Origin of the sequence: Hymenobacter humi, from assembly GCF_042665855.1 — a bacterium.
In the GTDB taxonomy this organism is placed as follows: domain Bacteria; phylum Bacteroidota; class Bacteroidia; order Cytophagales; family Hymenobacteraceae; genus Hymenobacter; species Hymenobacter humi.
On the sequence record NZ_JBHTEK010000001.1, the window covers coordinates 4,345,556 to 4,357,821 of the forward strand.

General features: G+C 61.9%; 11 protein-coding genes. 4 read left to right on the forward strand and 7 right to left on the reverse strand.

The annotated features are described in order from the left end of the window. Window positions 1–18 precede the first annotated feature (18 nt). The 4 genes from ACFQT0_RS24610 to ACFQT0_RS24625 all read right to left on the reverse strand — a co-directional run bounded on the left by ACFQT0_RS24610 (window position 19) and on the right by ACFQT0_RS24625 (window position 2,411). Entirely contained in the window at window positions 19–882 is an 864-nt protein-coding gene (locus ACFQT0_RS24610; protein ID WP_380205653.1) for a M28 family peptidase, read from the reverse strand. Between the two features lie 239 nt (window positions 883–1,121). Then, entirely contained in the window at window positions 1,122–1,553 is a 432-nt protein-coding gene (locus ACFQT0_RS24615) for a L,D-transpeptidase family protein (RefSeq protein ID WP_380205654.1), read from the reverse strand. A 46-nt stretch (window positions 1,554–1,599) separates the two neighbouring features. Continuing rightward, window positions 1,600–1,998: a L,D-transpeptidase family protein gene (locus tag ACFQT0_RS24620; protein WP_380205655.1), complete on the reverse strand. Its 399-nt coding sequence runs from the start codon at window positions 1,996–1,998 to the stop codon at window positions 1,600–1,602. Between the two features lie 26 nt (window positions 1,999–2,024). Next, window positions 2,025–2,411: a hypothetical protein gene (locus tag ACFQT0_RS24625; RefSeq protein ID WP_380205656.1), complete on the reverse strand. Its 387-nt coding sequence runs from the start codon at window positions 2,409–2,411 to the stop codon at window positions 2,025–2,027. 477 nt (window positions 2,412–2,888) lie between these two features. Here ACFQT0_RS24625 and ACFQT0_RS24630 point away from each other — a divergent pair, with 477 nt between their 5' ends. From ACFQT0_RS24630 to ACFQT0_RS24645, 4 genes are all read left to right on the forward strand, one after another. Next, entirely contained in the window at window positions 2,889–3,272 is a 384-nt protein-coding gene (locus ACFQT0_RS24630) for a hypothetical protein (RefSeq protein ID WP_380205657.1), read from the forward strand. Window positions 3,273–3,347: 75 nt separating this feature from the next. Continuing rightward, complete coding sequence (locus ACFQT0_RS24635) at window positions 3,348–7,919, forward strand: alpha-2-macroglobulin family protein (protein WP_380205658.1); 4,572 nt, start codon at window positions 3,348–3,350, stop codon at window positions 7,917–7,919. Window positions 7,920–7,921: 2 nt separating this feature from the next. Continuing rightward, complete coding sequence (locus ACFQT0_RS24640) at window positions 7,922–8,428, forward strand: alpha-2-macroglobulin family protein (protein ID WP_380205659.1); 507 nt, start codon at window positions 7,922–7,924, stop codon at window positions 8,426–8,428. 133 nt (window positions 8,429–8,561) lie between these two features. Next, window positions 8,562–9,119, forward strand: coding sequence for a transposase (locus ACFQT0_RS24645; RefSeq protein WP_380205660.1), 558 nt, complete (start codon window positions 8,562–8,564; stop codon window positions 9,117–9,119). 207 nt (window positions 9,120–9,326) lie between these two features. Here ACFQT0_RS24645 and ACFQT0_RS24650 read toward each other — a convergent pair whose 3' ends face one another. Genes ACFQT0_RS24650 through ACFQT0_RS24660 form a run of 3 tightly spaced genes read right to left on the reverse strand, consistent with a single transcriptional unit; the run spans window position 9,327 to window position 12,048 of the window. After that, entirely contained in the window at window positions 9,327–9,584 is a 258-nt protein-coding gene (locus tag ACFQT0_RS24650; protein ID WP_380205661.1) for a T9SS type A sorting domain-containing protein, read from the reverse strand. Then, window positions 9,578–11,200, reverse strand: coding sequence for a S8 family serine peptidase (locus tag ACFQT0_RS24655; RefSeq protein ID WP_380205662.1), 1,623 nt, complete (start codon window positions 11,198–11,200; stop codon window positions 9,578–9,580). The genes ACFQT0_RS24650 and ACFQT0_RS24655 overlap by 7 nt, the downstream gene beginning before the upstream one ends. Next, window positions 11,194–12,048: a S8 family serine peptidase gene (locus ACFQT0_RS24660; RefSeq protein ID WP_380205663.1), complete on the reverse strand. Its 855-nt coding sequence runs from the start codon at window positions 12,046–12,048 to the stop codon at window positions 11,194–11,196. The genes ACFQT0_RS24655 and ACFQT0_RS24660 overlap by 7 nt, the downstream gene beginning before the upstream one ends. Window positions 12,049–12,266: the final 218 nt, after the last annotated feature.

Consider the following 12,266-nt stretch of genomic DNA (forward strand, 5'->3'; position numbering starts at 1 on the left):
CTTTCCAGTGCTTCATTCTTACAACCCCAGCAGCGCCCCAAATACGCCGTCCACAACCTGGGCCATGCGCGGAAAATCCAGCGTATCGATGGTATCGGTTTTCTGGTGGTAGTGGGGGTTGCGCAGGAAGGACGTGTCGTTAATCATCACGGCATTGTAGCCGTAGCGCCAGTAGTTGCGGTGGTCCGAGAGGCCGGCCAGGCCCATGGCCTCGGGCAGGTTGATGCGCTGCACGTCGAGGGTGCCGGCGTGGGGCTGCATGAGCTGCTGCACGTGCTGGGTAAAGGCTTCCTGACCAGTTCTGCCCACTACTACAATAAAATTGCCGGTGCTGGAGTACTGCTGGGCCAGGGCCTCGTTGGGGAAACTTTGGGAGTTGGGCTGGTCGCTGAAGTATCCTATCATCTCGTAGCAGAGCATGGCGCGCACTGGCACCTTAGCTGTGTGCAGGGCCCGGGCGTGCACGGCGCTGCCCATGTGGTCGGTGCCAAAGTAGGGCGGCTCTTCGTTGGGATAGGCCACAAAGTCGATGCGATGCCGGAGCGGCGCCCGGCTCAGGTGGAGCAGGCGGGCGGTTTCGAGCAGGCCGGCTACGGCGCTGGCGTTGTCGTCAGCGCCGGGCTGGTCGCCGCACACGTCGTAGTGCGCGCCCACGATGATGCGCTCCGCCTCGGGCGGGCCGAAGGAGGCGATGATGTTCCGGTAGCTTCGGCCATCGGCCACAAACGCCTGCTCCGAAACGGTGGTCTGGAGCTTTTCGAAACAGCCCTTGATGTAGTCGGCCGCCTTGTTCAGCGACTGCAGGTTGTGGCAGTTGCGGGCCGGGTGCAGGTTGGTAAGAAAGGCAACGTCGGCGTGGAGGCGGCTTTGGTCGGCGGGCATAGCGGGCACAGCTGAATGGACTCGCAAACTATACGGTAGTGAAGGTCGGCGGTGGGTTGTTGAGCTTAATTAAAATGAGTTGGCGAAGTTGAATGGCTCAACATAATGAGGTAGAGACGCAACATTTTGCGTCTCGTCGTTGAACGATGACGATTAAATGATAACTGGACGGTGCGCACGACGAGACGCAAAATATTGCGTCTCGTCTACGCCTTCAATTTTCTCGGCTACTGCCTGCATCAGTTTACCTGCCCGCCAAACAGTTGCCGCCGTAGCGCTTCGTCCTGCTTGTACACATCAGCATAAAAGCGCAGCTGCCCCGCCACCACGGCGCAGGTGGCGTAGCGCACGTGCAGCGGCACCGAACGCTCCAGCGTGACGCGGCGCGGGACGGGAGCCGCCGCCAGTTCGGCCTCAGAAGGCAGCGTGGCGCGGAGGCTGTCGGCGCCCACCAGGTAAGACACGAGCTCCATGGGGCGCTCCATGCGCATGCAGCCGTGGCCCAGTGCCCGGTAGGGCCGCTTGAAATCCCGGGTGTCGTAGGTGGCGTGCAGGAACACCTCGTAGGGGTTGCGGAAACGGAAAATCACCGAGCCCAGGGCATTGCCGCGGCCCGGGTTCTGGCGAATGGTGTAGTAGAACCGCTTCTTCTGCACGTCCCACCAGTCCACAGCCTTGGGGTCTACGAGTTGGCCCTGGGCGTCGTAAATGGAATAATTATGCTTGGCCGCGTAGCGGGTTGTCGCGCAGGCGGGGCAAAATCTCCTCGGTGGCAATGCTGTAGGGCACCCGCCATTCGGGCGCCAGCGTGAAGACGTTGAGCCGGCTGCTGAGCGTGGGCGTGGGGCTCTCGGGCTTGCCGATAACCAGGCGGTGGGTTTGCAGCACGGTGTCGCGGTGCACCACTTCCAACGCATAGGCCGGCAGGTTCACCAGCACGTAGTTGGAATCGGGAATGGCCTGCCAGCGCCAGCGCTCCAGCGTGAGGGCCAATTGTTGGGCCCGACGAATACGCACCGAATCGCGCCCCAGCGGCCGCTTGCGCCAACTGGCCAGGGCCTGCTGCAGCTGCTGGTACTCGCGCTGCTGGGGCTGGCAGCGCAGCAGCTCCGGCACAAAATCGGGCGCGGCCAGAGCCTGAGTTAGCCAGGCGGCCGGCTCAAAAACTGAACTGGCCTTTTCCAGGGGCGACGGCTGGCACTCCCGCGCTGGCCCCGGCGCAAGTGCAGCGCAAACCGCAGCAGGCCATCGGTGAGCAGGGCGTCGAACCGGGCCAGGCGCAGCTGGCGGCGGTCCGCACTAGCCGGCTCACCGAGGGTTTCGGCCAGCGCCTGCAGGGCCGGGGCGTGGTAGTTGCCGGGCTGCAGGCCGTAGTCTTCGGCTTGCAGCAACAGGGCCAGCGCCGCCCGGCCGTTGGCGCTGGGGAACAGCCCTTCGCGCCAGGCTGGGGCATAATCTCGCTGCCGATAAAACGCCCGCGTGGCGCGCAAGTCGTGCCAACGCAAGGGGCGGTGGCCGGCCGTGGCCACGGTATCGAGCAATAGCGCCTGAATGCGAGACGTTAGCGAGTCCGTCAGGGCCTGTTGCTTTAGGTCAGGCTGGTGCGCTGGTGGCGGCCCGCCTTGCCGAACAGGGCCAGCCGCTGTCAGCCCAAGCGCCAATAGCAAGCATCCTATCAGTCCCATAAATAGATAGAATAAGTAAGGGTTTATTCATAAATCGGTCATGAATATTCTACATCCGGCATGCGCTTAGCAGTGAAAGCTCAAGCAACTGTGGCCACGTTGATTCTTTTTAAATATACCAATTTTTTCAGCGCAAATCACCATTGCAAGCGAATGCTTCGCGACGCTTTTTGTTGCGTAATGCGCGGGGCAAAGTCGTAGTTAGCTAGCAGCACAATTGGGCTGAAAGCCAAGCGTTGCCGCCCGTGGCTAGCTAAACTGTAAAGGCTCTATATAAGCGCGATTTGCTACCTTCCGCCCGGTTTTACCCCTCCCCTACCCATGCTGGCCCGATTCCGTGTTTTGCCGCTGCTGCTGTTGCTGCTGGTGGCTTTTTCGTGCTCCAAAAAGTCGGCCCAGGAGCAGGTCGCCACCGAGCAGTCCGACGGCGAAGAAATCGACCCGTATTCCAACCTGGTTTTCACCTTCGATGAGGCCGTGGTACCCGATGCCCAGCTCAACCGTTGGGACACCACGCAGTACGTGCGGTTCTCGCCGGCCGTGCGCGGCAAGTTTAAGTGGACCGGCGACCGGGAGCTCACGTTTTCGCCGCTGGAGCCCTTCCGCCCCAGCACCGTGTTCGATGCCGCGCTGCAGGCCCAAACCCTGCCCAGCGGCAAGCAGCAGCGGCCCTCAACCGCAAGCGCTTCCACACGCCCTACCTAGGCATGGCCACGCCGCAGGTGTTCTACGGCCGCTCGACCAAGGCCGCGGGCACCGCCGAGCCTGCGCGCCAACCTCGTGTTCAACTACCCCGTGCGACCCGCCGACCTGCGCCCCCGCCTGCGCGTGACCCAGGATGGCAAGCCAGTAGCCGTGCAGCTCATCACGGCCGAGCCGGACAAGATTCTGGGCCTGAGCTTTGCCCAAGACATGAAACCCGGCGCGTCCCTCACGGTGGAAGTGGCGCCCGGCATCACGCCCGCCGTGGGCGGCAAACCCACCGAAAAGCCCCTTTTAGCTCAACTCGAAGTGCCCGAGCCGCAGGTGCTGGAAGTGCGCGAACTGACGAGCTCGCTCGTGAACGGCGAGGCCGTGGTGACGGTGCTCACCAACCAGCCGGTGGCGATTTCGGACATTCAGACCTCGCTGAAAGTGTCGCCCAACGCGCCCTTTGCCATCGAGGCGCTGGAAAGCGGCTTTGCGCTGAAAGGCAATTTTCAGGTAGGCAAAACCTACCAGGTGACGCTGGCCTCTGGCGCGCGCGGGCTGCTGGGCGGACAGCTCAATAACGCCTACAGCCAGTCGGTTTCCTTTGCCGCCGAGCGGCCCAATATCAGCTTTGCCAGCGGCGAGAAGGCCATGTACCTCGACGCCCTGGGCACCCGCAACCTGGGTTTGCGCATCAATGAGGTGCAGAAAGTGAAGGTGACCATTGCGAAGGTTTACGCCAACAACATCCAGCAACTGCTGCGCGGCGAGCCGGCTTACGGCTACCCCGGCTACAACCGAGGCGAAAGCGACGAAGAGGACGACGATGGTGGCAGCGTGGGCGAAGACGGCGAATACATCGACCGCAGCTTTCGCTATTATGACACCGAGAACATCGGCAGCGTCATTTCTGAGCGCACTATTTCGGTCAACGGCCTGCCCAAGTCCGGTGGCCTGCGTCTGCTCAACCTTGACCTGAAAGCCCTGGAGTTTCAGGGCGCCATGAAGGGGCTGTACGTGGTGCGCGTGCAGGACACCGAGCGCCAGTGGCTGCAAGTGAGCAAGCTGGTCGCCGTGACCGATGTGGGCCTGATTGTGAAGCAGGGCGCTACCGGCGGCACGCTGGTGTTCGCCAATTCCATCCGCACGGCCCAACCGCTGGCGGACGTGACGGTGAACCTGGTGAGCAGCAACAACCAGGTAATCGGCACGGTGACGACCAACGCGTCCGGCGTGGCTGCCTTCGACTCGGCCGCCAGCATGAAACGCTTCAAGCTGGGCATGGTAACGGCCGTGAAAGGCGCTGACTTCACCTTCCTGGACCTGGCCAAAAGCCGGGTCGAAACCTCGCGCTTCGAGGTGGGCGGCCTGACCAGCAACGCCGCCCGCTACCAGGCCTTCCTCTACGGCGACCGCAACCTGTACCGCCCCGGCGACACCGTGCGCACCAACACCGTGGTGCGCACCGAAGACTGGAAAACCCCGCCTGCCAACCTGCCCGTGAAAATCCGCCTGCTGCTGCCCACGGGCAAGGAATACAGCAGCCTGCGCCAGAAATTGAGCCAGGCCGGCTCCTTCGAAAGCCGCTTCATTCTGCCACCCGCCATCATGACCGGCCTCTACACCCTGGAAGTGCTGACCGGCAACGACATCCTGCTGACTTCCAAGCAAATCAGCGTGGAAGAATTCATCCCCGACCGCCTGAAGGTGAGCGTGAGCGCCGCGCCCACCGTGCTGCAGCCCGGCCAGACCGTAACGGCCACCATCAACGCCCAAAACCTGTTTGGCCCGCCCGCAGCCGACCGCAAGTTTGAGGTCGAGTTTTCGCTGAAAGAAAAGACGTTTCAGCCCAAGAATTTCCCGGGCTACTCCTTTGCAATCAACAGCGGCGAGCGGCGCAAAACCACGTCGGAAAGCGACGAAGAAAGCGCCGGCAAGCCCACTTCGCGCTTCGAGAAAACCGTGCGCGAGGGCGTGACCGACGCCGCCGGCCGAGCCACCGCCACCTACGACGTGCCCGAAGTGCGCGACCTGGGCACGCTGGAAGGCGTGGCCTTCGCCACGGTGTTCGACGAAACCGGCCGGCCTGTGAACCGCCTCGCCACCTTCGACGTGCACACCCAGGCCACGATGTTCGGCATCCAGCAAATTCCGGAGCTGGTGAGCACGCGCCAGGCCGCCACCGTGCGCCTGCTGGCCCTCACGCCGCAGGGCCAGTCCACCAGCGCCCAGGCCCAGGTGAAGCTGGTGCGCCTGCTCTGGGAAACTGTGCTGGAGCGCCAGGGCGGCCGCTACGTCTACAATTCGCAGCAGCGCGAGCAAACGATATTGAGCCGGACGCAGGCCGTGGGCAACGGCACGCCGTTCAGCTTCACGCCGCTGTACTCGGGCGAATATGAGGTGCGCATCAGCCGGCCCGGCGCCCAGAGCTACGTGGCGCAGCGCTTCTACGCCTATGGCTACGGCGACACCCAGGCCAATTCCTTCGAGGTAAACAACGAGGGCGAGGTAACCATCGAAGCCGACAAAGCCAAGTACGAGCCCGGCGAAACCGCCAACCTGCTGCTGAAAACGCCCTTCTCAGGCCGTGTGCTCGTGACCGTGGAGCGGGGCAGCGTGCTCGACCATTTCTACGTGACCACCGACCAGAAATCGGCTCAAGTCAAAATCCCCATCAAGGCCGAGCACGTGCCCAACGTGTACGTGACGGCCACGGCCATCCGCGCCATCAGCGACAACCGCTTGCCGCTCACCGTGGCCCGCGGCTTCGTTCCGCTCACGGTGGAAAAGCCGGGGGCCCGCCTCGCGGTGGCCATTGCCGCGCCCGCCGCCAGCCGCTCGCAGATGTTCCAGACGGTGGAAATCACCACCGCGCCGCGCGCCCAGGTCACGCTGGCCGTGGTGGACGAAGGCATTCTGCAAATCAAAAACTACCGCACGCCCGACCCCTACGGCTACTTCTACCAGAAGCGCGCCCTGGAAGTGGCGGCCTTCGACATGTACCCCTTCCTGCTGCCCGAGCTGGGCACCAGCAGCAGCGGGGGCGACGCCGCCGACTTGCGCCGCCGCACCAACCCCGTGCCCAACCGCCGCGTGAAACTGGTGGCCAAATGGAGCGGCGTCCTCACGGCCGATGCCGCCGGCAAAGTACGCTACAGGGTGCGCGTGCCGCAGTTTTCGGGCGCGCTGCGCATCATGGCCGTGGCCTATAAGGACGATGCGTTCGGCAGCGCCGAGCACACGATGAAGGTAGCCGACCCGGTGGTGATTTCGACGGCGCTGCCGCGGTTTATGAGTCCGGGCGACTCGATTGACGTGCCGGTTACGCTGACGAATACGACGAATAAGCCGCTCAATGTAGACGTGGGAATCGAAGTAAGCGGCCCTATACAATCCCGCGAAGCGGGCACAGATTCCCCGTGGACTTTACCAATTGTTAAGCTATTGACTTTAAAGCCGAACAGTGAGCAGAGGACATTATTTCGCGCACATGCTCTGCAGCGAATTGGGAATGCACAAGTAAAAATTCGCGTGAAGTCAAGGGACAATGACAAATCTATTTCAGAAGAAATCATCGAACTCCCCGTTCGCCCCGCTTCTTCGCTCGAAAAGCGCACTGGCAGCGGCGTGCTAGCCGGCGGCACCTCGCTTCCGCTCAACCTGAAAACCGACTTTCTGCCTGCCTCGCTCACCAGCCGGCTGGTCATTAGTCGCTCGCCGCTCACGGAGTTCAGCAAAGACTTGCGCTACCTGCTGCAATACCCCTACGGCTGCCTGGAGCAAACCGTGTCGGCCGCGTTCCCGCAGCTGTACTACGCCGATTTGGCGGCCACTTTGCAGCAGAAAACCGGGGCCGCGGTCAAAACCCAGCGCTACAATCCCAATTACCACGTGCAGGAGGCCATCCGCAAGATTGAGGCGATGCAACTCTACAACGGCAGCCTGAGCTACTGGCCTGGCGGCGACTACGACAACTGGTGGGCCACCGCCTACGCCGCCCACTTCCTGCAGGAAGCCCAGCGCGCAGGCTTCGCCGTGAACAAGTCGGTGCTCGACAAAACCCTGCGCTACCTGCAGTTCCGCCTCAAAAAGCGTGAAACCGAGCCCTACCAGTACTTCGACGCGAGCAACATTGCCCGCGAGAAAACCATCGCCAGCAAGGAAATCGCCTACTCGCTTTACGTGCTGGCCCTGGCCGGCCGCCAGGACGCCGTGGCCCTGAACTACTACAAAGCCAACCGCCAGCCTGCTGGCCGAAGACTCCAAATTTCTGCTGGCCTGCACCCACGCCCTGCTCGGAAACCAGCGCCAGTTCCGCGCCCTGCTTCCCACCAAGTTCGGCGGCGAAACGGCCGCCAAGCGCGCCCTGGACGGCTCGTTCTACTCCCTATCCGCGACCAGGGCCTTGTGCTAAACGCCCTGCTCGAAACCGACCCCAACAACCCGCAAGTGCTGGAACTGGCCCGGCAGTTCAGCCGGCGGCTGCGCACCGCTGGCTGGCTCAACACCCAGGAGCGCGCCTTCGCCCTGCTGGCCCTGGGCAAAATCGCCAAGCGCGACGCCAACAGCACCGCCACCGCCACCATCTCGGCCAATGGCAAAGACCTCGGCAGCTTCACCGGCAAAGACCTTACGATTCCCAACGTGGCCAACCGCCCCTGACTTTGCGCACCGCCGGCAGCGGCAACCTCTACTACTTCTGGGAAACCGAAGGCATTTCGGCCAGCGGCAAAGTGAAGGAAGAAGACAGCTACCTGAAAGTGCGCCGCCAGTTCCTGAACCGCGCCGGCCAGCCCCTACGCACGCCCACCTTCCATCAGAATGATTTGGTGGTGGTCAAAATCACTATCGAAGCCGGCGACGCGGCCGGCACCGTGAAGAACGTAGCCATAACCGACCTGCTGCCCGCCGGCCTGGAAATCGAAAACTCCCGCATCGGCGCGGTGCGCGAGCTAGACTGGGCCAAAGACGCCGCCCAACCCGACTACCTCGACGTGCGCGACGACCGGATTAACTTCTTCACCACCGCCACCGGCAAGCCAAAGTCGTTCTACTACCTGGCCCGCGCCGTGAGCAAAGGCACCTTCAAACTGGGTCCGGTGAACGCCGATGCCATGTACAACGCCGATTATCACTCCTACAATGGCGCCGGCGTGGTACGTGTGCGGTAGAGACGCAATATTTTGCGTCTCGTCGTTGAACGATGACGGGCGAACGACAGCTCTGGTCGTTGAATGATGACGGCCCACTGACACCCAAACGGCGCGGACGACGAGACGCAAAATATTGCGTCTCTACACAGCTATGAAAGACAGGAATGGATTGTATGGTGAACGGTATCGCATTAACTCTGTCCGGCGTGCTGGCTATGACTACAGCAAAGGCGGCGGTTATTTCATCACCATCTGCACTAAAAACCGCATACCCTATTTTGGCCAAATTCAACCGGCTACGGATGATTTACATGACGCTTATTTAAACGGTACTAACCTGGCTGAACAAGCTTGGCATTGCTGGCAGCAGATTCCTTTGCACTTCCCTTTTGCTGAGCCCGACGCTTTTGTGGTAATGCCCGACCATGTTCATGGCATTCTCTTTATACACCGCTCGGCGGAATACGTGGAACAAGCCGTAGCCCAATTTGGCCCTCAATCTGATAATCTGGCTTCCATTATTCGAGGCTTTAAAGTTGGCGTGAAGGCTTGGGCTACGCGGCAAGGCTTGGAGTTTGCGTGGCAGTCGAGCTTTTATGACCGGATTATCCGCAATGAAGCAGAGCTGGAAAAGATTCGGAAATACGTGCTGGACAATCCCAATCGATGGGAATCAGAAGCAGGTGAAGAGCTTGGCATTTTTAGATAAGTAGAGACGCAACATTTTGCGTCTCGTCGTCCGCGCCGTTTGGGTGTCAGTGGGCCGTCATCATTCAACGACCAGAGCTGTCGTTCGCCCGTCATCGTTCAACGACGAGACGCAAAATATTGCGTCTCTACACCGGACTAGGCAGCCAACAAAAAAGGCCTGCTCAATCGAGCAGGCCTTTTTCAATCATACACTAACCAACAGTGCTTACTGCACTACCAGGCGCTTGGTCGATACCGTCTCGCCGGTTTTCACCTTGAAGAGGTAGGTGCCGCGGGCCAGCTTGGCCGCGTCGAACTTCAGGTGGTGCGTGCCGGCAGCTTCGGTGCCTACGGCCAGGGTCTGCACTTTGGCGCCCATGGTGTTGTAGACTTCCACGCTCACGGGGCCTTCTTGGGCCAGCGAGTAGCTGATGGTGGTGCTGCCCGAGAAGGGGTTCGGGTAAGCGGCAACTTCCGTCAGCATGGCCGAGGTTGAGTGGTGCGAGCAGCTTGCGCCACAGGCTGGGTCTGGGCATTGTACTGCTGGAAGGTGCGGGTTACGATAACCGCGAAATCGGCGCGGGTGACGGCCTGCGAGGGCTTGAACGTGGCGCGGATGGTGGGCTGCAAGTCGTAGGGGCCCTGCGAGATGGTGTAGTACGCATTGATGAGGTTGAGCTCCAGAGCAACGCTTACGTAGCCTTCCAGGCCAGCCGGGATTTTATCGGCATCGTCGAGGGCTACGGTCTGGCCGTTTACGCTTACGGTTACGGACTTGCCGTTGCGGCTGAGGGCCTGCTCCTGGAAGCCCAGGCTCTGCACCAGCGAGTAGGCCAGGGCGGCGCGGCTAACCGTGGCGCCGGGCGAGAACGTGCCGATGGCGGTGGGCAGCATCACGCCGTTGTTTACATGGAACCCGTCGCGCTGGGCGGCGCCGCGGGCGGCCACCGACTCGGTGAGCAGGATGTCGCTAACCGAGGATACGTCGGTGAAGGTGCGGGCGCCGTTAACGGGCAGGAACTGGCGGATGCCCTGGCCCATCATCAGGTAGTCGGCCAGCTGAATGCGGGTCAGGTTGGCGTTGGGCTGGAAACCGGTGGCCAGGCCATCGACGAGGCGGTTGGTCACGGCCATTTTGATGGCGGCTTCGGCGGGGTGGCCCACGATGTCGGCCAGGTTGGTGGTGCCGCTGGGGGTAAGCAGCGTGATGTTGCCGGTTACGGTTTCGGGGGCGGCCACACCGCGTACGCCCTCTACGGCTACCGTCCAGGTGCCAGCCACGGGCGAGGCCACGGCCACGCTGCGGTCGGTGCTGAGGGTGAAAGTAACGGGAGTGCCCGAGGTGTAGCGCACGCCGGCTGGGTCAATCAGCACGAGGTTGGTCAGGTTGCCGGTTTCGCCCAGCACGCCGGGAGAAGAAATTTTCACTTCCAGGCTGTTGGTGCCAGCGCTCACGGGGAACGTCATCTGGTTGGTGGCAGTAGTAGCAGGGTTGAAGTTGATGGTGAACGGCGTGGTGGCGCTCTGCGAGTTCACGCTGCTGTTGAAGCGGCGGGTGGAGTTTACCGTTGAGCCAAAGTTGGAAGAGCGGAAGGCGTAATCCACGGCGGCGTAGGCATTCACGTAGCCGGCGCCCACCTCCCACGACTCGTGGCCGGGCATATTGGTGGCGGTTTTCACCAGTAGTTCCTTTACCTGGGCGGGGTTCAGCGAGGGCTTGGCTTCGAGCAGCAGGGCCACCACGCCCGCCAGGTGCGGCGTGGCCATGGAAGTACCGCTCATGTGCGTGTAGAAAGGCACTTCGGCGGGAGTCAGCAGCTCCGCGTCCATCTGGGCGCCGAGGGAAGACACGGGGGCCACGGCGCGGGTAGAAACCACGTCTACGCCCGGGGCCACAATCACGGGCTCGTTCTTGAACGTCCAGGTTTCGCCGTCTACCGAGAAGGTGCCCTGCTCGCCGCGTACGCCGCGAGAGGAGAAGTCGGCCAAGAGGCCGTTGCGGTCGCCGGCGCCCACCGAGATGGTCCAGGGGGCAATGGCGTAGGGGTTGTGGGTGTCGGCGCCGGGGCCTTCGTTGCCGGCGGCAAATACGACTACCATGCCGCGGTCATAGCACTTTTGGTGGCCACGTTCAGCGGGTCGTTCGGGTCGAAATCGCCGCTGCTACCAAACGAGTTGCTGATAACCCGGATGTTGTACTGGAACTGGTGCGTGAGGGCGTAGTCGAAGCCGCCGATGGCATCGAGCACGAGCAGCGCGCCGCCCGAGCCGTAGCCCAGCAGCGATGCGCCGGGCGCCACGCCTTCGTACTTGCCGCCCGAGCGAGCCCCGGTGCCGCCCACCGTGCCGGCGCAGTGCGTGCCGTGGCCGGAGTTGGTGTCGGTATTGGGCACGCCTTCCACGTAGGTCACGGGCAGCAGCGAGCTCAGCGAATTCAGGTTGGTGGAGCCCAGCGTGTTCTGCACCAGGTGCGTGCCGAACTTGATGTCCTCGTGGGTGCCATCGACGCCGCTGTCGTTGATGAGCACGCCCACGCCCTTGCCCGATACCGGGAGGCCGCCGTTGCGGGCCGTGGTTTGGGCATCGGTGCGCAGGCGCTTCACGCCGGTCAGGTTGGTGTCGTGGTAGTTGAAATAGTCAAGCTTCTTGTTGATGAAAATGGACCGCACATTGGAATTCTGAGCCAGTGCGTCTACCTGGGCGGCGGTGGCTACTACCCCGGCCACGGGCAGGGCCCGCATGGTGATGCCGCTGAGAATACCCAACTGCTTCAGCAAACCGGTTTGGAGGAGCGTCGGGGCGCCGCTGCCTTTGAAGGTGACAATGACCTGAGCCGTGGGGCTGGTGGCGAAGGCCGTCTTCAGAGCGGGGTCTACCACGGCCTGCCCAAACGATGTGCTGGCTTTGAAACCCACCAAAAGGAGGGTCACTAGGAAAGTTTTTTTCATGTAGCTGTTGGAAATATGAAGGTGGATTGGTGAAACATGTGTGGCCGGTGGAGCAACTCCACTGCTGCGGAGCTACTCAGAAGCGGGACCCCGCTGGAAGAAAAAGGCCAACTGCCCCCCTTTCGGCCACGGGATATTTACGAAATGAGATTTATAGCCGGATTTGATTTTTTCGGGTAAATTTTTCAAAAAATCAATTTCTATTAAAAATATTTTGG

Coding starts and splice junctions, on each gene's coding strand:
- ACFQT0_RS24610 (WP_380205653.1), bottom strand. CDS start 882: ATGCCCGCCGACCAAAGCCGCCTCCACGCCGACGTTGCCTTTCTTACC.
- ACFQT0_RS24650 (WP_380205661.1), bottom strand. CDS start 9,584: ATGCTGACGGAAGTTGCCGCTTACCCGAACCCCTTCTCGGGCAGCACC.
- ACFQT0_RS24645 (WP_380205660.1), top strand. CDS start 8,562: ATGAAAGACAGGAATGGATTGTATGGTGAACGGTATCGCATTAACTCT.
- ACFQT0_RS24655 (WP_380205662.1), bottom strand. CDS start 11,200: ATGGTAGTCGTATTTGCCGCCGGCAACGAAGGCCCCGGCGCCGACACC.
- ACFQT0_RS24660 (WP_380205663.1), bottom strand. CDS start 12,048: ATGAAAAAAACTTTCCTAGTGACCCTCCTTTTGGTGGGTTTCAAAGCC.
- ACFQT0_RS24630 (WP_380205657.1), top strand. CDS start 2,889: ATGCTGGCCCGATTCCGTGTTTTGCCGCTGCTGCTGTTGCTGCTGGTG.